General features: G+C 60.3%; 19 protein-coding genes. 14 read left to right on the top strand and 5 right to left on the bottom strand.

Going from position 1 to position 18,974, the window contains the following annotated elements; translation table 11 throughout:
• Window position 1 precedes the first annotated feature (1 nt).
• The 3 genes from leuS to holA are packed head-to-tail and all read left to right on the top strand — an operon-like array spanning window position 2 to window position 4,814.
• A complete protein-coding gene (leuS, locus tag P8K07_04145; protein MDG1957712.1) occupies window positions 2-3,214 on the top strand; it encodes a leucine--tRNA ligase in 3,213 nt (1,070 codons plus the stop codon).
• Window positions 3,211-3,804, top strand: coding sequence for an LPS assembly lipoprotein LptE (lptE, locus tag P8K07_04140; protein ID MDG1957711.1), 594 nt, complete (start codon window positions 3,211-3,213; stop codon window positions 3,802-3,804). The genes leuS and lptE overlap by 4 nt, the downstream gene beginning before the upstream one ends.
• A complete protein-coding gene (gene holA, locus P8K07_04135) occupies window positions 3,804-4,814 on the top strand; it encodes a DNA polymerase III subunit delta (protein MDG1957710.1) in 1,011 nt (336 codons plus the stop codon). The genes lptE and holA overlap by 1 nt, the downstream gene beginning before the upstream one ends.
• A 60-nt stretch (window positions 4,815-4,874) precedes the next feature.
• Here holA and rpsT read toward each other — a convergent pair whose 3' ends face one another.
• Together rpsT and mazG are read right to left on the bottom strand one after the other, a co-directional pair.
• A complete protein-coding gene (rpsT, locus tag P8K07_04130) occupies window positions 4,875-5,138 on the bottom strand; it encodes a 30S ribosomal protein S20 (protein ID MDG1957709.1) in 264 nt (87 codons plus the stop codon).
• Between the two features lie 11 nt (window positions 5,139-5,149).
• Window positions 5,150-5,959 (bottom strand): nucleoside triphosphate pyrophosphohydrolase, encoded by an 810-nt coding sequence (mazG, locus tag P8K07_04125; GenBank protein ID MDG1957708.1) that lies wholly within the window; start codon window positions 5,957-5,959, stop codon window positions 5,150-5,152.
• A 52-nt stretch (window positions 5,960-6,011) separates the two neighbouring features.
• Between mazG and grxC the strand changes: the two genes are divergently transcribed.
• Genes grxC through P8K07_04110 form a run of 3 tightly spaced genes read left to right on the top strand, consistent with a single transcriptional unit; the run spans window position 6,012 to window position 8,094 of the window.
• Entirely contained in the window at window positions 6,012-6,272 is a 261-nt protein-coding gene (gene grxC, locus P8K07_04120) for a glutaredoxin 3 (GenBank protein ID MDG1957707.1), read from the top strand.
• Entirely contained in the window at window positions 6,269-7,366 is a 1,098-nt protein-coding gene (locus P8K07_04115; GenBank protein MDG1957706.1) for a quinone-dependent dihydroorotate dehydrogenase, read from the top strand. Before grxC ends, P8K07_04115 begins: the two co-directional genes overlap by 4 nt.
• Window positions 7,363-8,094: a TIGR04283 family arsenosugar biosynthesis glycosyltransferase gene (locus P8K07_04110; GenBank protein ID MDG1957705.1), complete on the top strand. Its 732-nt coding sequence runs from the start codon at window positions 7,363-7,365 to the stop codon at window positions 8,092-8,094. The genes P8K07_04115 and P8K07_04110 overlap by 4 nt, the downstream gene beginning before the upstream one ends.
• A gap of 33 nt (window positions 8,095-8,127) precedes the next feature.
• Here the strand turns inward: P8K07_04110 and P8K07_04105 are convergent, their stop codons facing one another.
• From P8K07_04105 to P8K07_04095, 3 genes are all read right to left on the bottom strand, one after another.
• Window positions 8,128-9,612 carry a cold shock domain-containing protein gene (locus tag P8K07_04105; GenBank protein MDG1957704.1) on the bottom strand — a complete coding sequence of 495 codons (1,485 nt, stop codon included), beginning with the start codon at window positions 9,610-9,612 and terminating at the stop codon, window positions 8,128-8,130.
• Window positions 9,613-10,218, bottom strand: coding sequence for a phosphoribosylglycinamide formyltransferase (purN, locus tag P8K07_04100; GenBank protein ID MDG1957703.1), 606 nt, complete (start codon window positions 10,216-10,218; stop codon window positions 9,613-9,615).
• 195 nt (window positions 10,219-10,413) lie between these two features.
• Entirely contained in the window at window positions 10,414-11,133 is a 720-nt protein-coding gene (locus tag P8K07_04095) for a hypothetical protein (protein ID MDG1957702.1), read from the bottom strand.
• Window positions 11,134-11,225: 92 nt separating this feature from the next.
• Between P8K07_04095 and P8K07_04090 the strand changes: the two genes are divergently transcribed.
• The 8 genes from P8K07_04090 (at window position 11,226) to rpsO (ending at window position 18,917) form a co-directional block, all read left to right on the top strand.
• Entirely contained in the window at window positions 11,226-11,366 is a 141-nt protein-coding gene (locus P8K07_04090) for a hypothetical protein (GenBank protein ID MDG1957701.1), read from the top strand.
• Between the two features lie 77 nt (window positions 11,367-11,443).
• On the top strand, window positions 11,444-11,920 hold the full coding sequence (greA, locus tag P8K07_04085; protein ID MDG1957700.1) for a transcription elongation factor GreA: 477 nt from the start codon (window positions 11,444-11,446) through the stop codon (window positions 11,918-11,920).
• 186 nt (window positions 11,921-12,106) lie between these two features.
• Window positions 12,107-12,607, top strand: a complete 501-nt coding sequence (rimP, locus tag P8K07_04080) for a ribosome maturation factor RimP (protein MDG1957699.1) — start codon at window positions 12,107-12,109, stop codon at window positions 12,605-12,607.
• Between the two features lie 13 nt (window positions 12,608-12,620).
• Complete coding sequence (gene nusA, locus P8K07_04075) at window positions 12,621-14,021, top strand: transcription termination factor NusA (GenBank protein MDG1957698.1); 1,401 nt, start codon at window positions 12,621-12,623, stop codon at window positions 14,019-14,021.
• A 351-nt stretch (window positions 14,022-14,372) separates the two neighbouring features.
• Window positions 14,373-17,228 carry a translation initiation factor IF-2 gene (gene infB / locus P8K07_04070; GenBank protein ID MDG1957697.1) on the top strand — a complete coding sequence of 952 codons (2,856 nt, stop codon included), beginning with the start codon at window positions 14,373-14,375 and terminating at the stop codon, window positions 17,226-17,228.
• Window positions 17,229-17,252: 24 nt separating this feature from the next.
• Window positions 17,253-17,693: a 30S ribosome-binding factor RbfA gene (gene rbfA, locus P8K07_04065; protein ID MDG1957696.1), complete on the top strand. Its 441-nt coding sequence runs from the start codon at window positions 17,253-17,255 to the stop codon at window positions 17,691-17,693.
• Window positions 17,686-18,606 carry a tRNA pseudouridine(55) synthase TruB gene (gene truB, locus P8K07_04060; protein MDG1957695.1) on the top strand — a complete coding sequence of 307 codons (921 nt, stop codon included), beginning with the start codon at window positions 17,686-17,688 and terminating at the stop codon, window positions 18,604-18,606. Before rbfA ends, truB begins: the two co-directional genes overlap by 8 nt.
• A gap of 41 nt (window positions 18,607-18,647) precedes the next feature.
• Complete coding sequence (gene rpsO / locus P8K07_04055) at window positions 18,648-18,917, top strand: 30S ribosomal protein S15 (protein ID MDG1957694.1); 270 nt, start codon at window positions 18,648-18,650, stop codon at window positions 18,915-18,917.
• The last annotated feature ends 57 nt before the right edge of the window (window positions 18,918-18,974 follow it).

Below are 18,974 nucleotides of genomic sequence, written 5' to 3'. Positions count from 1 at the left end.
GGTGGCAGCCGATGTGGAAGAGCGGCGCCGCGCCCGACGGTTGGCGGTGCAGGCGCTTTATCAGATGGAATTGGCCGGGGCCTCCGCAGAGGAAGCTATTGATTCGGCCCTGCTGGTTGTCGAGAGCGACGACTCTGCGGCCGGGAGCGGAAGCGAAGAGCTGCCTTCAGATGTCTCTTCAGAGGCGAGGGTGGATGCTCCTCCCGAGGCCGCGTTAGCCCTCCGGTTGGCTCTTCAAGTCGGGCATCATCGCGCGGCGATTGACGAGAAGATCGACGGCGCCGGCGCTCGTTGGCGGTTGGAGAGAATGGCTCGGATGGACGCGCAAGTGCTCCGACTGGCCGTAGCCGAGATGACGGGTCCGGATGCCCCGCCGATTGCGGTTGTGATCGATGAGGCCATTCGTCTGGCACGTGATTTTTGTGGGGATGAGTCGCCGCAGTTTGTGAACGGTGTTCTGGATGCCGTGGCGCGCACGATGTTGGAAGACAAAGTCCCCAATGCGGGTGAAGCGGAGAGGGTTAGCGTGGAGGCAACAGACAAGGACCGGTTCCGGTTTGATCCTCGAATCGAGGGGCGTTGGCAGGAAATTTGGAAGTCCCGAGGGATTTTTAAAGCGGGACGTCGTCCTGATGCCGAACGCCGCTATGTGCTCGAAATGTTCCCCTATCCAAGTGGCGATCTTCATATGGGCCACGGCAAGAATTACTATATCGGCGACTCGCTGACGCGGTATTACGTGATGCAGGGCTATGACGTCCTCCATCCGTTTGGTTGGGATGCTTTCGGCCTTCCCGCCGAGAACGCGGCGATCAAGACCGGACGCCCGCCGGGTGAGTGGACCTTGCAGAATATCGCGGAGTCCAAGGGGTCGCTGGAAGCTGCAGGGATTATCTACGACTGGGATTGCGAGGTCACCACCTGCAAACCAGATTACTACCGATGGACGCAATGGCTCTTTCAATTGCTCTACCGTCGGGGTCTGGCGTACCGCGCCAAGGCGACGGTCAACTGGGACCCTGTCGATCAGACAGTGCTCGCTAACGAGCAGGTAGATGCACAAGGTCGAAGTTGGCGCAGCGGCGCACTGGTCGAGAAGCGCGATCTGGACCAATGGTTTTTTCGGATCACCGACTATGCCGAGCGTCTTTTGGAGGATCTGGACGAACTGTCGGGATGGCCTGAAAAGGTCAAGGCCATGCAGCGCAATTGGATCGGTCGCAGCGAGGGTGCGCAGGTCGAATTCGCCGTTGGCGCCGCGGGAGATTCGATTTCGGTGTTTACGACCCGGCCCGACACCCTTTTCGGAGCCACGTTTCTGGTTCTTGCACCGGAACATGCCCTGGTGGACACTCTGACCACGGTCGATCAGCGCGAAGCGATGGACGACTACGTCGCCGCAGCCTCGCGTCGTAGCGATGTCGAGCGGCAAAATCTCGACCGCGAAAAGACCGGCGTATTTACCGGCAGCTATGCGGAAAACCCGGTCAACGGAGAATCGGTTCCGGTTTGGGTCGCTGATTATGTTCTGACGGGATACGGAACAGGCGCGATCATGGCGGTGCCGGCCCACGATGAGCGAGATTTTGCATTTGCCGAAAAATTCGAAATCTCGCGCAGGACGGTGATTGTCCCCGAGGGCGAAACGCCCCCGACCGCCGAGCCGGATGCCGCCTATATTGGGGAGGGCGTTCTGGTGAATTCGGGCGATTGGGATGGAGTTCCCAATCGGGAGGCAGGCGAAGGAATTGTGACGCGGCTCGAGGCCGCGTCACAAGGGGGAGCCAAGGTCACCTACCGTTTGCGGGATTGGTTGGTGAGTCGGCAGAGGTATTGGGGGACGCCAATCCCCATGTTGCACCGCCCTGACGGCACAATTGTTCCCGTACCGGACAAGGATCTACCGGTCGTGTTGCCGGTGATTGAGGATTACAAACCCCGCGGTCGCTCGCCGTTGGCGGCGAACGAGGAATTTGTGAACGCGGTGGATCCGGAAACCGGCGGTGTCGCGTTTCGGGATACGGATACGATGGATACCTTTGTCGACTCCTCCTGGTATTTCCTGCGCTATGCCGACGCTACGAATACCGAAGAAATTTGGTCGAAGGCAGCTATGGAGCGTTGGCTACCCGTGGATCAGTACATCGGTGGCGTGGAGCACGCGATCCTCCATCTGCTCTATTCGCGGTTTATCACGAAAGTTCTTTTTGACGAGGGCCTTGTGCCGGAGAGCGAGCCTTTCCGTGCGCTGTTCACGCAGGGTATGGTGCAACGCCGTGTACAAACGCCGCTGAGCTTGAGCGAAGATGGCCAACTGCTCGCGCCGGAGTCTCTCTGCAAGTCTATCGGCATCGAAGCCCGATCACTTCCCCAATCCGAAATGCAGACCGCTCTGCGGGCGGCCAGCCATGATTTGGTGGAAAAAGACGGACTCTTCTTTGCTCGGAGTGGCCCAGAGAAGATGAGCAAGAGCGCGGGTAACGGGGTTCCGATGGGGCCCTTTATCCGGGAGCACGGCTCGGATGTTGCTCGGATTACCATTCTGTTCTCCGCACCTGCGGAGAACAATATGGAATGGAGTGATGAGGGGGTCGCGGGGGCGGAGCGCTTTCTCACTCGCATCACGACACTTGTTGGCAAGGATCGCGAGGCACTCACGGCTCTGCGGGCGAGTGCAGCGGCCGAGATCGCTGCCGCCGAAGCAGGTCGGGTCGAAGGTGAAGGGGATCGTGATCTCCTGCGCCTTCTTCACGCGAGCGTGAAGAAGGTTTCCGAGGATCTCGAAAAGCTCGCCTTCAATACTTCGATCGCAGCGTTGATGGAGATGCTGAATCAATTACAAAAGCATCGAGCGGCGCACGCTGATCTTTCTCCCACCTATGTTGCAACCATTGGAGTATTTCTGCGGCTATTGGCGCCCTTTGCGCCACATCTGGCTGAGGAACTCCATTCCTGGCTCGGGCATGGAGAGAGTATCTTCGACGGTGGGTGGCCATCGTACTCCGGGGAGGCGCTCGTTGAGGATTCCTTCGAGATTGTTTTGCAAATCAACGGTAAGGTGCGGGGGCGTTTTTCCGTCGCAGCTGATGTTTCGAAGGAGGCTCTCGAGGGTATTGCCGTCGAGAATGAGAAGGTCCAGGCCGCTTTGGAAGGTAAGGAAGTTCGCAAGATCATCGTCGTTCCGGGTCGCCTGGTGAATGTGGTGATCGGATGAAGAGCTTCCGAGGCATTTTGCCGGTCGTCTTCTCCGCGATCCTTCTGACTTCCTGCGGGTACAACTTTCCCGGTGTGGCGACCGCGTTGCCCGGCGGAGGCACAAAGATCGCGCTCGAGCCTTTTGCAAATGCGACCGAGGAGCCCGGCCTGGTGACCGGAATTCAGGAAGCATTTTCGTTGGAGGTCGCCAAGCGAGGCAGTTTTGAGCAAACCTCGGCAGGGCGCGCCGATGTGGTCCTGTCGGGTGTGGTCCAGAGCCTGGACGTTCGGCCGGTCGGGTTTTCCCGCAGCGACGAAGCTTTGCAGTACGAAACAATTGTTCGCATCAGTGCGCGACTCACGAATCCGAAAACCGGGCAGGTCGTGTGGCGGGTTGACGGACTCCAGCAGAGTGATTCCTACGGTGCGGCGGCGACAACCGTGATTGCGCAGTCTTCCGAGTTTCAGGAGAGTTCGACACTGAATGAGGCTGACCTTCTGCGTTTGTCGGATGTGCAGGTCGCCGAATCGCAGCAGGGTGATGCGTTGCGGAAGGTTTCGGAGAATCTGGCTCGCGAACTCTACAACTCGATGGTCGACAACTTCTGATGGGTAAAGCCGCCCCCAAGCCCAGCCCGCCGGACCCGGAGCGGGTCAGATTGCTGCTCGGGGATCCGGCTCTGGTGGATGGCCAGCTCGAGAAGATTCAGAACGAATGGCTCGGCAAGACCCCGATGTTTGGTGCTCTCGATGTTCTCTATGGAGACAAGGTGGATATCGAGGAAATCTCGACGGCGATTCGTACCGTCTCGATGACGGGTCGCCGGTTGATCGTCTTGCGGATGGCCGATCGCATGAAGGACGATCTGCAGCGGGATGTTCTGGAGCTTTGCGGCACAATCTCGGAGGACACGCGTTTGCTGTTGTTGGCTCAGGCACCCGATTTGCGACGCAGCCTTTTTGCGGCCTTGAAAAAGGCAAATTGTATCGAGACAGTCGGGCCGCAACAAAAGGATATGCGAAAGGCCCTCCCGGAATGGAAAGATCTGTTGCGGAAGCTTTGCAAGGAGAAATCCTTGCGTCTCGAACCGGAGGCCGCAGAGGCGGTGCTTGGTCATGTCATCGGCGATACTGGCCGGCTCGCGAATGAGCTGGAAAAGCTCTCTTTGCGCTTCGGCGACCAGCCGGTCACCCATGAGCAGGCCTTGCTATCCCTGGGCGGAGACAAGGCGCGCACGGCATTCGCACTTTCCGGAGCCCTCCGAGACCGACGGATGGGTCGGGCTCTGGTGGAACTCCGAACCGCCCTGGCGCAGGGCGTTGCGACCGAGGTGGTGATCGGGGAGTTAGCCGGAGAGGTCCGGGCGCTGTTGCGAGCGCGCGCTCTTTTGGATCAGGGCCTTTCGGAGGCCGAGGCAAAAAAAGCTTTCGGCGGGGGGCGGGGCTTTTTCGTAGTTCCCAAGGCCAGGAACTACCGGTCACTGGAGTTGCAGCGAATTCTGCAGGAGCTCTCTCGGATCGATGTTCGATCGAAAAGAGGGATACCGGCCTCGCCGCCGCTTGAATACCTTTTTCTCACGATCGGCCAGCGGAAGCTGCTAGCTGAATCCGGGAGCTGAAGTCGGGAGCTGAAGTCGGGGCGCGAAGCCGAGGGCGCGGCGCCGCAGGGTCGACTCTGCCTAGTCCAGACCGCCCACGGCGCGGGTCAATCGGGACACGCGGCGGGAAGCTGCGTTGGCGTGAAGAACACCCTTGGTCGCTGCCTTTTGGAGCTTTTTCTCGACTTCTCGAAGCTGGAGTTGGGCGGCGGGCTTGTCGCCAGCTTCCACGAGACTCCGGAGCTTTTTGATTGAGTTGCGCATATTGGTGCGGATCGCTGTGTTGCGGTCTGCGCGCTTCAAGGACTGCCGATGCCGCTTGAGGGCTGAAGGATGGTTCGCCATGGGGGAAATGCCTAGCCTTCAGGGGCTTTGGGGTCAATGGTGCCAGGCGTAGTTGTGGTGGAGCGTTTTGCCGATTCCCAAAGTTCGTCACGTTCCTGGTCGCTCAGATCGCCCAGATTCGTCCCGGAGTCTCGAGCGCTGGCTTCGGCAAATCGGAATCGGCTCTCGAATCGCCGCACGGTTTGAGTCAGGGCTTCCTCGGGGTCGATGCCCAGCTTTCGCCCATAGTTCACCAGAGAAAAGAGCAAATCGCCAAATTCTGCAGACATTTCCTCCGGATTCTCGGCCGCCATCGCGGCCGTCAGTTCCGAGGCTTCTTCGGCGATTTTGGGCAGAACCTCCTCGGCCTGATTCCAATCATAGCCTCCCTTGGCGGCCTTCTCGGAGATTCGCTCGGCTCTCTGCAGCGCCGGCAGTGCACGTGGCACTCCATCGAGCACGGAGGACGATTTCCCGCGCTCCACCGCTTTGATTTCCTCCCAATTTCGGGCAACGGCAGCGGCATCGGCGACCTCGACGTCGCCAAAAACATGCGGATGCCGCCGCTCCATCTTCTCGATCACACCCCGACAAATGCTTTCGATATCAAAGTTTCCGGATTCGGAGCCAATCTGGGCGTGGAAAACCACCTGAAGCAGGAGATCTCCCAGCTCAAGCCGAAGTTCCTCGGGATTGCCGGAGTCGATTGCCTCGGCCACCTCAAAGGCTTCCTCGATTGCGTAGCGCCGAATCGTTTGATGGGTCTGCTCGCGGTCCCAAGGGCAGCCCCCGGGGGCACGGAGGGTCGCCAGAAGTTGAACTAATTCATCGAATGCCTGCACGTCCGGTTATCTCCATTTGCTGCCGGGCCCCTGAATCATTACTCGAATGGGGATGGCGGAAGTGATCGTATACGTGACTGGTTATTGCCCTTATTGCCACGCTGCAAAGGATCTTTTGGCAGATAAAGGAGTTTCTTTCACGGAAGTGGACGTCACCGGCAAGCCGGGTGAACGTGCGTTGCTTCGCACGAGGGCGGAGGGGCGTTCGACCGTGCCGCAGATTTTCATCTCCGGAATCCCCATCGGTGGTTACGACGAATTGGCCGCACTGGAGCGCGCCGGCGAGTTGGATCCCTTGTTGGAGAAGACTTGAGTCTGCCTGGTTACGATTACCTGCGCTCGCTCTTCTTTCTGGTGGACGAAGAGCGGGCGCATCACCTCGCATTGGGTGCGGCGCGCGCCGCGCAATGTGTTTTGCGCACGTCGGGGAGCCCGGCCATCGACCCGCGACTCTCGAGCGAGGTTCTCGGGGTGCGGTTCCCCGGACCGATTGGTCTGGCCGCCGGGTTCGACAAGAACGCAATTGCACCGCACCTCTGGGGCGCATTGGGTTTCGGTTTTGCAGAGATGGGAACGGTAACCGCGCACCCTCAATCCGGGAACGCCAAGCCACGAATGTTTCGTGTCCCCGAGGCCAAGGCTCTGATTAATCGGTTGGGTTTCAATAACGAAGGTGCGGATGCCGTGGCGGCTCGCCTTGCCGACGTCCTCGCTTCTCCCGGGCCGACGCCTCTGGGTATGAATGTGGGTTGTTCCCGCAAGGTGATGGGCGATGAGGCAGCCGAGCTCGAAGACGTTGCCCATTCGGTGCGCTGTCTCGTACGCTTCGCAGATTATATTGCGGTCAATGTGAGTTCACCCAATACGCCAGGCCTGCGAGATCTACAGGCCCCCGAGCGTTTGTCGCGGCTGGTGGCTGCCGTAATGACGGCTGCGAGCGAACAGCAGGCGGCGCCGCCTGTTTTTGTAAAGTTGGCTCCTGATCTGCCCGATGATCAATTCGCCTCGATCGCGCAAGCCGCGTTGGGTGCGGGGGCTGGTGGTTTGATCGCTACCAATACAACGATTGAGCGCCCGGGTCTGCGTGGCACTGCCGGGCAGGAGGGGGGCGGCCTCTCTGGCGCTCCTCTGCGCCAGCGAGCCGATGTATGTGTACGTCTTTTGCGGGCGGCCGTCGGCCCTGACGTCCCGATTATCGGCGTGGGAGGTCTCTCCTCGACTCAGGACGTTCTGTCCCGAATCGCCGCAGGTGCGGATCTGGTCTCCTTGTACAGCGGGCTGATTTACGAAGGTCCCTTGTTGGCAGCGGATCTCAACCGCGGATTGTTGCAGGAGATTGAATCTCGCGGGTTGCGTGATTTCGACGGCCTGCGACAGGCGCTGCAGGCGGAGCCCGAGTCACCTTGAGTCGCTCGCCCGGAGCTTCGGCGGCCTCGATCGCAGAGTTGCCGGGAGGTCCGTTTCTCGATGTGATTCTCCCCGCATTGAATGAGAAAAGCTCGGTGGCGCCTGCCATCCATAGTGCTGCCGACCCGGCGGTACGAGAACTGGTCCTGGTTGATGGCGGGAGCCTGGATGCGACAAGGGATATCGCCGCTGCAGCAGGGGCACGAGTGCTCTCCTCCCAGCCGGGGCGGGCGCGCCAAATGAACGAGGGTGCTTTCACCACGGCTGGTGAGGTCTTGCTCTTCCTTCATGCCGATACCGTCTTGCCGGAAAACTTCGCAACGCAGATTCGTGAATCACTGCAGGACACTCGAGTGGCGTGGGGCCGTTTTGATGTGCGCCTTTCCGGCGAAGATTCTCGCTTGCGACTCGTCGAGTTTCTGATGAATTGGCGTTCGCGTCTGACCGGGATTTCGACGGGCGACCAGGCAATTTTTGTAAGACGGTCGGTGTTCATGGAAATACGCGGCTTTCGAGAGATGCCCTTGATGGAGGATGTCGATCTATCGATCCGCCTTCGCCGCGAGGGGAAATGTGCCGCCCTTCGGTCGCGTGTTGTGACATCTTCTCGGCGCTGGGAGAGCAATGGCGTCTTCCGGACGATCCTTCTGATGTGGGCCTTGCGGCTGGGCTATGCCATTGGCGTGTCGCCCGGCCGGCTCGCTGCAATCTACGCTCGGGGTCGCTAAGCCTCGGAGATTCCTGCGCGAGTTCAGGCGGGGCTACCCGCTCACGGTAGCTGCGTTGGCGAGAAGTTCCTCTGTTTGGAGGACGTCCTGCGCCTGTTCCTTACCGGTGCGATGGTTCGAGGCGATGGTGAAGGAAACCTTCATCCCGGGTACCGGCAATGTGCCTTCCATCTCGGGGCATTGGCTGACGTGGAAAAAGACGGTTTCCTTGGTGGGTCCATGCGCGATAAAGCCGAATCCACGATCGGGAAAGTAGGAGAGGACTTCTCCGAACTTCCGTGGAGTGCTGTCCTTGAGAATATCTTCTACCCGGCTGGGCAGGGGAGCGTCGTCCTCGACCGCAGGTTCGTCACCCTCAGAGGCATGAAGAGAAACCAGTGCGTCGAATTTATCCTGCAGTTTTTGGTTGGTGAGGTTTTGCTCGACGACTAGGCGAAGCTCTTCGATGGCCGCAGTTCGCCTGCCCGAAGCCGCGTGGATTTCAGCCATCGTTGTTCGGACGGTGGTGGCGATTGTCGATTTGGGCGGCACCCGGCCGTCGGCCAGGCGCTTCAGGATGTTGAGGGCGGCTTGGGGGCGCTCGAGGTCGAGGTGCAGACGAGCCATTTCGAGTCGGATTTGCAACTCCCCTCGCGGGTGTTCCCGCAGCGCGAGGACGAGCTTCTCGGCGCTCTCGAGGTAGCGATGTTCATGTCGGTAATATCTTGCCAAGGTGACAAGAGCGACCGCGCCCCGGGGGAGGCTCGTTGCGCGGACGAGGGCTTCCTCGGCGCTCTCCGTATTTCCCAGCGCCGCGTAGGTCCGCCCAAGTCTTTCCCAGATGACCGGGGACTTCCCATCGAGTTCGCAGGCGGCGTGCAGATCGCGCAAGGCTTCCTCGGGCAAGCCTTCGGAAATCGAGATTTCGGCGCGACTCGCAAGGCGGTGCTCGTGGCGAATAATGATATCAGGTCCATTGTCGAGGTTGCTGCAGCTCTCGAGCGCGTTGCGGGCCCCGTCGAGGTTGTCGATCTCGCGCAGATTGCGGGATAGATGAAAGAGTGCCTGAATCTGGATGCCTCGTGAGCGCTGTTGCTGCTCGGGCGAACTGTTCTCGTAAGTGGAGACCGCGCTCTGCAGGGATTCGGCTGCATCCTGTGGCCGGTGGAGTCTTTCCAGACAATAGCCGCGTCGGAAGAGGCATAAATGATAGTTCCCGAAAGTCTTGAGGGAGGAGTCGTACCAATCAATGGCTCGCGCCCAGCGTTTCCTGCGTTGGTAGAACCATCCGACCTGGCAGTGGTACAGGGCGGCCCTGCGGGGATTCAGTTCCACGCAGCGCGCAAAGAACCGCTCGACCTCTTTTTCGTTGCCGGCCAGAGAATGTGCGCGGGCGACTTCGAGAACCAATTCGTGGTCGGACCAGGCGGCGTCTGGCGACTTGATCGAGCCGTAGGTCTCCAACAGCTTTTGAACCGAGCCGGTTTCTCGAAGCCTCCGGGCCTGTTTGGCGGCAGAATCTGCGGGGGAGGCGCTCACCTACTGTGGTCCTCCGTGTACCGTCCGGCCGTCGAGGCGCAGTTGCCCGGAGGCGAGTGCCTGTAAAGCTTCCGGATAGAGGCGGTGTTCCTCGCGCAGGATTCGCGCGGCCAGCGTCGATTCCGTGTCGCCGTCCTCGATGGCAACAGCAGCCTGCGCAATGATGGGACCGTGGTCCATTTCTTCGTCGACGAAATGCACCGTTACCCCGGTGATCTTGTTGCCGTGCTCCAGCGCCTGCTTTTGCGCGTGGAGTCCCTTGAATGCTGGCAGGAGGGCCGGGTGGATATTGACCACGCGATTGGGGAACGCCCGCAGCAGCGTGGAGGTGACGATACGATCGAAGCCCGCGAGGGCAATCGTATCCGCACCGGCATCCTTGAGGTGCGCAACGATCGCGGATTCAAAGGTCTGTCGATTGGGGAAGTCGCCGTGCGGGAATACCGCGCAGGGAATACCCGCGGCTGCTGCATGCGAGAGCCCTTCGACGTCGGATCGGTTGCTCAGTACGGCTACAATCTCCGCGTTCAGCCGATCTTTCTGTACGGCGTCGATGATGGAACGAAGGTTGGAACCTCGTCCGGATATGAGTACCCCGAGTTTCATTTGGTCTGTGGCGTTGCCTTTGCCCTTTGCGGGGGCAGAGACAGGCTCTATGTTCTCTCTTCTCGTCCGAAGAAACTCAAGACTTCGAGCCTATTTTCGTGGTTTATTCTCGTTCGGAGACATGGCTTCCGAAGCCTTTCCGCGGGCCTGGGGATGGACTCGGCCGGCGCAATGGCACGTTGCGGTGGCCCGAGTTCAGGAGTTTGCCGTCCTGCCGATGACGGCGACCTCGACCCGTGCCGCCCCGCCTTCGAGCAACAAATCACTGCAGCGACGGGCGCTGGCCTGAGTCGTCATGATGTCATCGACCAGCAGAAGTCGCGCGCCTTGTGGGATTTTCCCGCGTCCCGGTCGATAAAGGCTACTTCGCATCTGGCCTCGGGCGCGTCGCCGTCGCGCGGCTCCTCCCCAGTGCCAATGGGGCACCCGGCGGACGAAATTGCGGAAGACGGGTGGAGACTCCGGTAGCACCTGTGACAGAGTCTCGGCCAGAAGATTCGCTGTGTCGAAGCCTCGCCAGGCCGAGGCGATTCGGCGGCCCGGTATCGGGACGATTCCGTCGATCGGGCCCAGTTGCTGGCGTAACGGCCGGCCCAGGGCCCGACCGAGTGCCCGGCCCAGATTGATTTCGCCCCCGATTTTCCAGCGTCTCAGGGCCATTTGGCCGGGTTGGCCGGCCCCGTAGAGGCATAGTGCATAGGTCCGCTGGAAGGAGGGGGCGTTGGCCAAGCACTCGTGGCAAGAGGCGGCCGCCGCTGGCCGCGCGCAATGGAAGCAGGTGTTTTGGCGAACGCGCAACCCGCTGCGGCATTCCCCGCAGAGATCGGGTGTTCGGGAGGCGTGGAAGGGGCGTCGACAGAGGTAGCAGGCGCAAGGGTAGAGAAGCCGCGTCAAAACGTCTAGGTTCAGGATCATTCGGGCGAATTTTGCCGCGTCGGTGCGGTCGGGCAAGGGAGGTCGGTTCCGCAATTGTGGTGGAAGCAATTTCTGCGGAACATTAATGAATCATGCTACGATTTCTTCTCGGTGTCGGTTGTGGGGCCATGTTGATGTACTGGTATCTCACGGGGGAGCTTCCCTGGTCGGAGGACTCCTTTCGGTGGCTTTCGAACGAGGCCAGCTCCTATAGTAGCCGCCTGCGGGAATAACCTCGCGCGGTAGGGTTTGTGGCCCGGCGGATGATTCGGGATCGCATTTCAAGGAAGAAAACAGGGCTGGATTAATTATGGAACTGCCAATCGTGGCGAAGCTCAAAGTGGAACTTGCGGGATTGCAGCGCGAAATGAACCACGACCTGCCGAAGCGCCTTGAAGAGGCGCGCGCGCATGGGGACCTGCGGGAAAATGCGGAATACGACGCGGCGAAAGACCGTCAGGGTATTGTTCGAGCTCGCCTGGGAGCTCTTCAGGCCCGGGTCAGCGAGCTTTCGGCCTATTCCCTTTCTCGACTTCCGCGGGAGCGCGTTTCCTACGGCAGCATCGTGCGATGCGAGGATCTAGGCTCGGGCGACGAAGTCGAATTTCGCGTGGTATTTCCCGAAGAAGTGGATGGGAGCGAGGGGCAGATCTCGATCGGTTCGCCGATTGGACGGGCCTTGCTGAATCACGAGGTTGGCGATGAGGTGAAGGTGAATATTCCCGATGGCAAGCGGGAATTCGAAATTCTCGAATTGACGACCTATCACGAACTCGTCGACGAGTAATTTCTTCAAAGTTCTCGCCGGATTGCGAGTGAAAATGGCCCATGCTAGAAGGTTTTTCTTCAACATCGGCCGGATTCGGGGAAAAGTGGGCCTTCGCCCACTTTTTTTTTCTCCGCGACGGACGAAAAAGTCCCGTCAGGGCTAAGTTGAGCGACCGGAAGGGTCGCAACTCCCGTGGAAAAGAAGATGAGCAAAAGCGAATTTATCAACCGAATGACGCAAAGGATCGAGCCGGTCGCCGGAGATCTCGGGCTGCGTCTCGTGGATTTGGAGTTCGCATCCGCCGGAAAGCATTCTGTCTTGAGGATTTTTCTCGATCGAGACGGTGGGATTGGTCTCGAGGAGCTGGCTCGGGCGAGTCATGAAATCGAAGCCGTTCTGGATGCCCACGACGATGTTCCGGGGGTTTATTCGCTCGAATGTTCGTCGCCAGGCGTGAATCGAAGGCTCAAGGGGCAGGCAGATTTTGAGGCTCATGTGGGCATGAATATTCGTTTGCGCACGGTCGAGCCCATCGACGGTTCGCGGAACTTTCGCGGAGAGCTGGTTGCGGTGGGACAGGATGGTCTCGAGCTGGCTGTCCCGAAGGGACCGGCGGTACGCATCCCGTTGACGGCGATTGAAAAAGCGAATTACGAGCACGATTTCGATCGAGATTTGCGGGAGAGGCACGCCCACGAGGCGTGAGGGGGAAAGCAGAATGGAATTTCAGCTTAGTCGGGTCATCGATCAGGTCAGCCGAGAAAAACAGATCGAGCGCGAAGTCATTGTAGGCGCGATCGAAGAGGCCATGGTTCAGGCTGCACATCGGTTGCTGGGTGCCGAGCGGCAGATCGAGGCGCAGTTCAACGCCGAGATCGGCGAAGTTGAACTGTTCGAGATCAAGCGCGTCGTGGACGTCGTCGCTGATCCCGAAAGTGAAATTACCCTCGAGCAGGCCCGCGCGGACTACGACCCGGAAGCCGAAATCGGCGATGAATTCCTCGGGAAGCTGCCGCAGAAGGAGTTTGGTCGGATCGGGGCTCAGGCGGCCAAGCAGGCGATCATTCAGAAGGTCCGGGACGCCGAGCGCGAAATTATCTACAACGAATTCAAGGACCGGAAGGGCGAACTCTTCTCGGGTATCGTGCAGCGGTTCGAGCGCCGAAATATTATCGTCAACCTCGGCCGGACGGATGCCATCCTTCCGGAGCGCGAGCAGATCCCGAGGGAGCGTTATCGGCAAAGCGATCGAATTCGCGCCTATATTTACGATGTGGACCTGACGGCAAAGGGGCCGCAGATCGTCCTCAGCCGCACCCATCCGAACCTTTTGATCGAGTTGTTCCGGCAGGAAGTGCCCGAGATCTACGAGGGGATCGTGGAGGTGAAGGCCGCCGTCCGCGAACCTGGTGGCCGAGCCAAAATCGCGGTCGTCTCACACGATCGCGATGTCGACCCCGTGGGTGCTTGTGTGGGGATGCGCGGAACACGCGTGCAGGCAGTGGTTCAGGAGCTGCGTGGCGAGAAAATCGATATCGTCCACTGGACGGCAGACCCCGCGGAATTTGTTTGCCGAGCGATCGCCCCGGCCAAGGTAGCCAAGATCATCATGGATGAGGACGAGCATTCCATGGAGGTGATCGTGCCGGACGATCAGCTTTCGCTGGCTATCGGCAAGCGCGGGCAAAATGTCACCCTCGCGTCGCGACTGACGAGTTGGCGTCTGGATGTCCGCGGGGAGTCCGAGGCTGACGAGGAAGTGCGGCAATCGCGGGCTGCTCTCATGCAGATCGAGGGCGTGAGCGACGTGACCGCCGAACTGTTGATGCAGCACGGATTCAAGACCGTGCAGGAAGTGGCCGAGACGGAGGCTGCGGAAGTTGCCGAGGTCGAGGGCATTGGTCCTGAGAGAGCATACGTCATCGTGGAGGCAGCGATCACCCGCGCCGCTGAACAGAAGGTCGAGGAAGCAGCCGCAGCCGAAGCGGCCGCGGAGGCCGCGGCAGTTGCTGCAGCAGCGGCCGCGGAGGCGGAAGCCGCGGGACTCTCGGCGGCCGAGGGCGACGCTGCGCCGGCCGGCGACGGCCTGATTGATCTTCCGGAGGAGCCTCAGGTTTGAGGCGAAATCGCCGCATCGACAGGGGACGCACGAGCGCCCCGAGCCTTCCCTGGCCATCGGGGAAACGTCCGGCTTTTGCGAGTCGCCGCATTTGTGCGGGCTGCGGTGAATCTGATCTCCAGTCGCGAATGGCTCGAATGGCCCGAGTCGGAGCCAGCGACCGGCTGGAGTGGCGTAATGAAGGTGGGCGCGGTACGTACCTTCACGCAGCGCAGGTTTGCGAAGACTTGTTCTTGCAGGGGCGAAAATCACTCGCCGGACTACGTTTTCGACCGACGACCGCAGCAAGGTCGGCGTTGATGGCCGAACGAAGCACGATCCGATCGACAGCAGGGAAGAAGGACTAAAGGCATGCCGAAGCGCATTCACGAATTGGCGAAAGAATGGAACCTTCAATCGAAGGAACTGCTCGCCAGCCTCGAAACTCTCGGGATCTCCGGCAAGCGCTCACAGAGCAGCCTGCAGGAACCTGAAGTTGAGCGTCTTGCTCTGCAACTCGGACGCGGTCCCTCGGCAGAACCCACGGTTGGTACCGAACGGGTGGTCGGTGAGCGTATGGTCACCGAAAAAGACGGACAAGGTGAAGTCACCTCCCGTGAGTCCACGGTCGAAGCTCGAGTCCGTCCGAACGTGATTCGTCGCCGTCGGCGTCGCGTCGAGGTGGGCCGCAAGGATACCGCCCCGAGTGATGTTGGCGGAAGTAATGACGGCTCTCTGATCGATTTTCCGGATATGGGAAGCTCTTCGGATAGCTCGACCGGATCGGCCGAGCCTTCCGGGTTGATTCCCGACCTGCCTCCATCCGATGTGGGCATTGAAAACTTTACCACCGAGCCCGCGCCCACTACCGAAGCACCGGCTGTAGATGAGGTCCCCGCGGCGGATACCGCGGCGACCACCAAGGAAACGGCCTCCGGGACAGCAGCGGAAGCCTCGGCTGAGACTACGGCTCCACCTGAACCCGCGACGGTTGAGCCCCAGCCAAGCGAACCCGCCGCGGCCGGTTCGAAGGTCGATGAATCTCCCTCCGAGCCAGTGGCTCCCGAACCGCCCGCGCCCACCCCCGAAGTCCCCCAGCGAACTTCGACGCTGCGCCCGGCTGCTCTGATGGCGGACGATACCCCCGCTCTCGATGATGGTATGCGTCGCGTTCAGGTGCTCGGGAAGATCGAACTCAAGACAGCGCCGGCACCCGCGCCCGCAGGCGGCAAGCCAGGCCCCGGGACCGATGCTCCTCCCGCGACCGAAGGACGACGCAAGAAGGGCAAGAAAGTCATCCGGCGCGGTTCCCAGATGGACCCGTTCAGCGGTGGCGACCGACCTCGCGGCAGGCGTCCTCAGAAACGTCGGGCGACTCCGGGCAAGGAGCAGCAGGCGACTCAAATCACCGTGCCCTCGGCCCGCAAGCGGATCGTTCGCATGCACGAAGTGATCTCGGTGGGAGAGTTGGCCAAATCCATGGGGCTCAAGGCTGGTGAAGTCTTGAAGAAGCTCATGGAAATGGGCGTGATGGCGACGGTTAACCAGTCGCTCGACGTGGACCATGCAACCTTGGTGGCCGGCGAATTCGAATACACGGTCGAGAACGTTGCTTTTGATGCCGACAAGGAGATCGATGGCACCGAGGCCGAAGAGGCTGTTGGTGAACCGCTCCCTCGTGATCCCGTCGTCACAGTGATGGGCCATGTCGATCACGGCAAGACTTCGGTTCTGGATCAGATCCGCAGTACCACGGTCGCTGACGGCGAAGCCGGCGGTATCACCCAGCATATTGGTGCCTATTCCGTGCCTGTAGGCGAACGTAATATTACCTTCATCGATACGCCGGGTCACGCCGCGTTCACCTCGATGCGCGCCCGCGGCGCGCAGGTGACCGATATCGTGATCCTGGTCGTGGCGGCCGATGATGGGCCAATGCCGCAGACCATTGAGGCGATCAACCACTCTCGTGCCGCGAAAGTGCCGATGATTGTGGCGCTGAACAAGATCGATCGCGCCGAAGCAGATATCGAAAAAGTGAAGGGCCAGTTGGCCGAGCACGGTCTGGCTCCCGAGGAGTGGGGCGGAGACACCATTTTCTGCCCGGTTTCCGCCAAGACCCGTGAGGGGCTGGACAATCTTCTCGAGATGGTGCTTCTGCAGGCAGAACTGCTCGAGTTGAAGGCCAATCCGGAAGTTCGGGCGCGAGGGACCGTTGTCGAGTCCAAGCTCGACCGAGGTCGCGGTCCGGTGGCTACCGTTCTGGTGCAGGAGGGAACTCTTGAGCCCGGACAATCGTTCGTGGTCGGGCTGCAGCATGGCAAGCTGCGCGCGATGCTCGACTCGCAGGGCAACCGAATCAAGAAAGCAGGCCCTTCGGTGCCTGTGGAAATCCTTGGCCTCGACGGGGTTCCCGCAGCGGGCGACGCCTTTGCGGTGGTCCAAGATGAAGCGAAGTCCAAGCAGATTGCCGAACATCGCCAGCAGAAGCAGCGCGAGACGGAACTGGCTCGCAGCTCGAAAGTTTCGCTCGATGACCTTTATTCGCAGCTTGAGAAAGCCAAGGTCAAGGAACTGAACGTCGTCTTGAAGGTCGATGTCCAGGGCTCGGTCGACGCGTTGCGCGAGGCTTTTTCTCGGGTTTCCAACGACGAGGTTCAGGTCAAGACGATCCATGCTTCGGTCGGCGGGATCACCGAGTCTGACGTGCTTTTGGCCTCGGCTTCCAATGCGGTCATCATCGGTTTCAATGTCCGTCCCCTCGACAAGGCAGCCTCTCTGGCGGAAGCCGAGGGAGTCGACCTTCGCCTCTATACGATTATCTACGACGCCATTCGCGAGGTCCGCGAGGCCCTCGAAGGGATGCTCGCACCATCGTTGCGCGAGAGGAACGTGGGTCGCGCCGAGGTCCGCGAGATCTTCGGCGTTCGCGGAGCGGGCGTGATCGCCGGCTCGACCGTGACCGACGGCAAGATTCTGCGCGGTTCGCTGGCGCGCTTGTTGCGCGACCATGCGGTCGTCCACGAGGGCAAGATCGGGAGTTTGCGCCGATTCAAGGACGATGTTCGCGAGGTTACTCATGGTTATGAGTGCGGTATCGGCATCGAAGGTTTCTCGGATGTGAAACCCGGGGACGTGGTCGAGGTCTACGAGGTCGAAGAGGTGGCTCGCAAGATCGAGCCCTCACAGGTTGCAGGCCCGTCTCAGGTCTCGGACGCGGCCTCCTAAGGCTGGATTGCGGCACTCTCTCTCGTGGCTCGCAGACGTAAGCGTCCTTCGCTGGACCCAGCGGCCGGTGGTTATGAGGTTCGGCGCTCGGATCGAGTCGGCGGCGAGGTGCAACGGTGCCTGGCTGAGGCTCTGCTGCATCACGCCCGTGATCCGCGCCTCAGTCAGGTGAATCTGACACGCATTCGCCTGACGCCTGATTTAAAGCTGGCGACAGTGTATTTCCTCCTGCTGTCAGAGGAGCAGGCCTCGCGCGAAGAGGCACTCCGGGGACTCGAGAGGGCAGCACCGTTCTTCCGCAAGTATGTCGCGGACAAGATGCAGCTGCGCTATACGCCGGCGTTTCGGTTTTTCTACGATGACGAACTCGAGCATGCGCGTCGAATTGATAGCTTGATTCGTGATACGAAAATCGGTCCGCAGGACGGATCAGCTGTCGATCCGGAGGACGATTTCGATGCCTGATGGCGTCCTTCTGGTGGACAAGCCGGGCGGGGAAACTTCGGCGGGCATTATCAGGATTCTGAAGCGGACACTGCATCCCAGAAAGATCGGACACCTTGGTACCTTGGATCCGATGGCGACGGGCGTTTTGCCTCTCTGCCTGGATGGGGGAACGCGAATTGCGCAGTTTCTCGACGCGGCAGACAAGGGCTATAGCGGCGAAATTCTGCTCGGTCTGGCGACCGACACCGCCGACATTACGGGGCAGGAGACTGCCCGAGGCGAGGTGCCAGGTCTCTCCAGCGAGCTTCTTGAAAGCGTGGCTTCCAAATTTTTGGGTCACCGCGAGCAAATTCCACCGATGTACTCGGCGGTCAAAATCAAGGGAAAGCAGCTCTACAAGATGGCTCGAGCGGGGATCGAGGTGGAGCGTCAGCCGCGGCCCATCCGCATCGATCAGTTTTCTCTCGAATTGACCAGCGAGCTTGATCGGATTCGCTTTGCCGTGGAATGTTCGAAGGGAACCTACGTTCGGGTTTTGGCCGAGGAGGTGGGGGCGGCGCTGGGCTGCCCGGCCACATTGGCGAGTCTGCGGCGGACCCGCTTCGGACCGTTCGGGGTCTCCGAGTGCCATGAGCTGCACGCTATTCAAGGGTGCGCGTCGGAAAAAATCCCTGTTTTGAGCTGCCTGGAAGCGCTCCGTGGCGTACCGCAGGTTACTGTTGATGGGCCCCGAGCCTATCAGGTCGCTGTGGGTGGGAAAGGCTGTCTTTCCGGGCTCTCTCTCCCCGCAGGGGCCTCGAGAGTCGCTCTTGTGGAGCCCGCCGGAGAGCTTCTGGCGATCGTGGACTGCGATCCCGGTGGTTCGTGGCAATTACGCCGTGTGCTTTATCCTGATGCCGTGGACCTTTACAGGCCAACGGCCCGATGTTAGCCACAGAACAGACAAGGCAGAAAAGAAAGGAAATCAGCGAAGTGGCGTTGGCTTCAGCGCAAATAGCGGAACTCGTCGAGAGTTACCGTGCGCACGAGAAAGATACCGGTTCACCGGAAGTTCAGATCGCACTCCTTACGGAGCGCATCAAAGGTCTGACTGAGCATTTCAAGACCCACGCGAAAGATCATCATTCGCGTCGCGGGTTGATCACATTGGTCAGCCAGCGCAGGAGTCTTCTCGACTACCTGAAGCGCAAAGATCTGGCGCGGTACAAGACGCTTATCGAGCGTCTCGGCATCCGCCGCTAATCTCTGCCATCGACGCCCTTCCCCTGGGCTCGTGCCCGTCGCAAAAGATGCGGCACG

The sequence above is a fragment of the Candidatus Binatia bacterium genome (assembly GCA_029248525.1).
Taxonomy (GTDB): Bacteria; Desulfobacterota; Binatia; order UBA12015; family UBA12015; genus UBA12015.
Note: the sequence above shows the minus strand (reverse complement) of the source record. Positions and strands in the feature narration are given on the sequence as shown.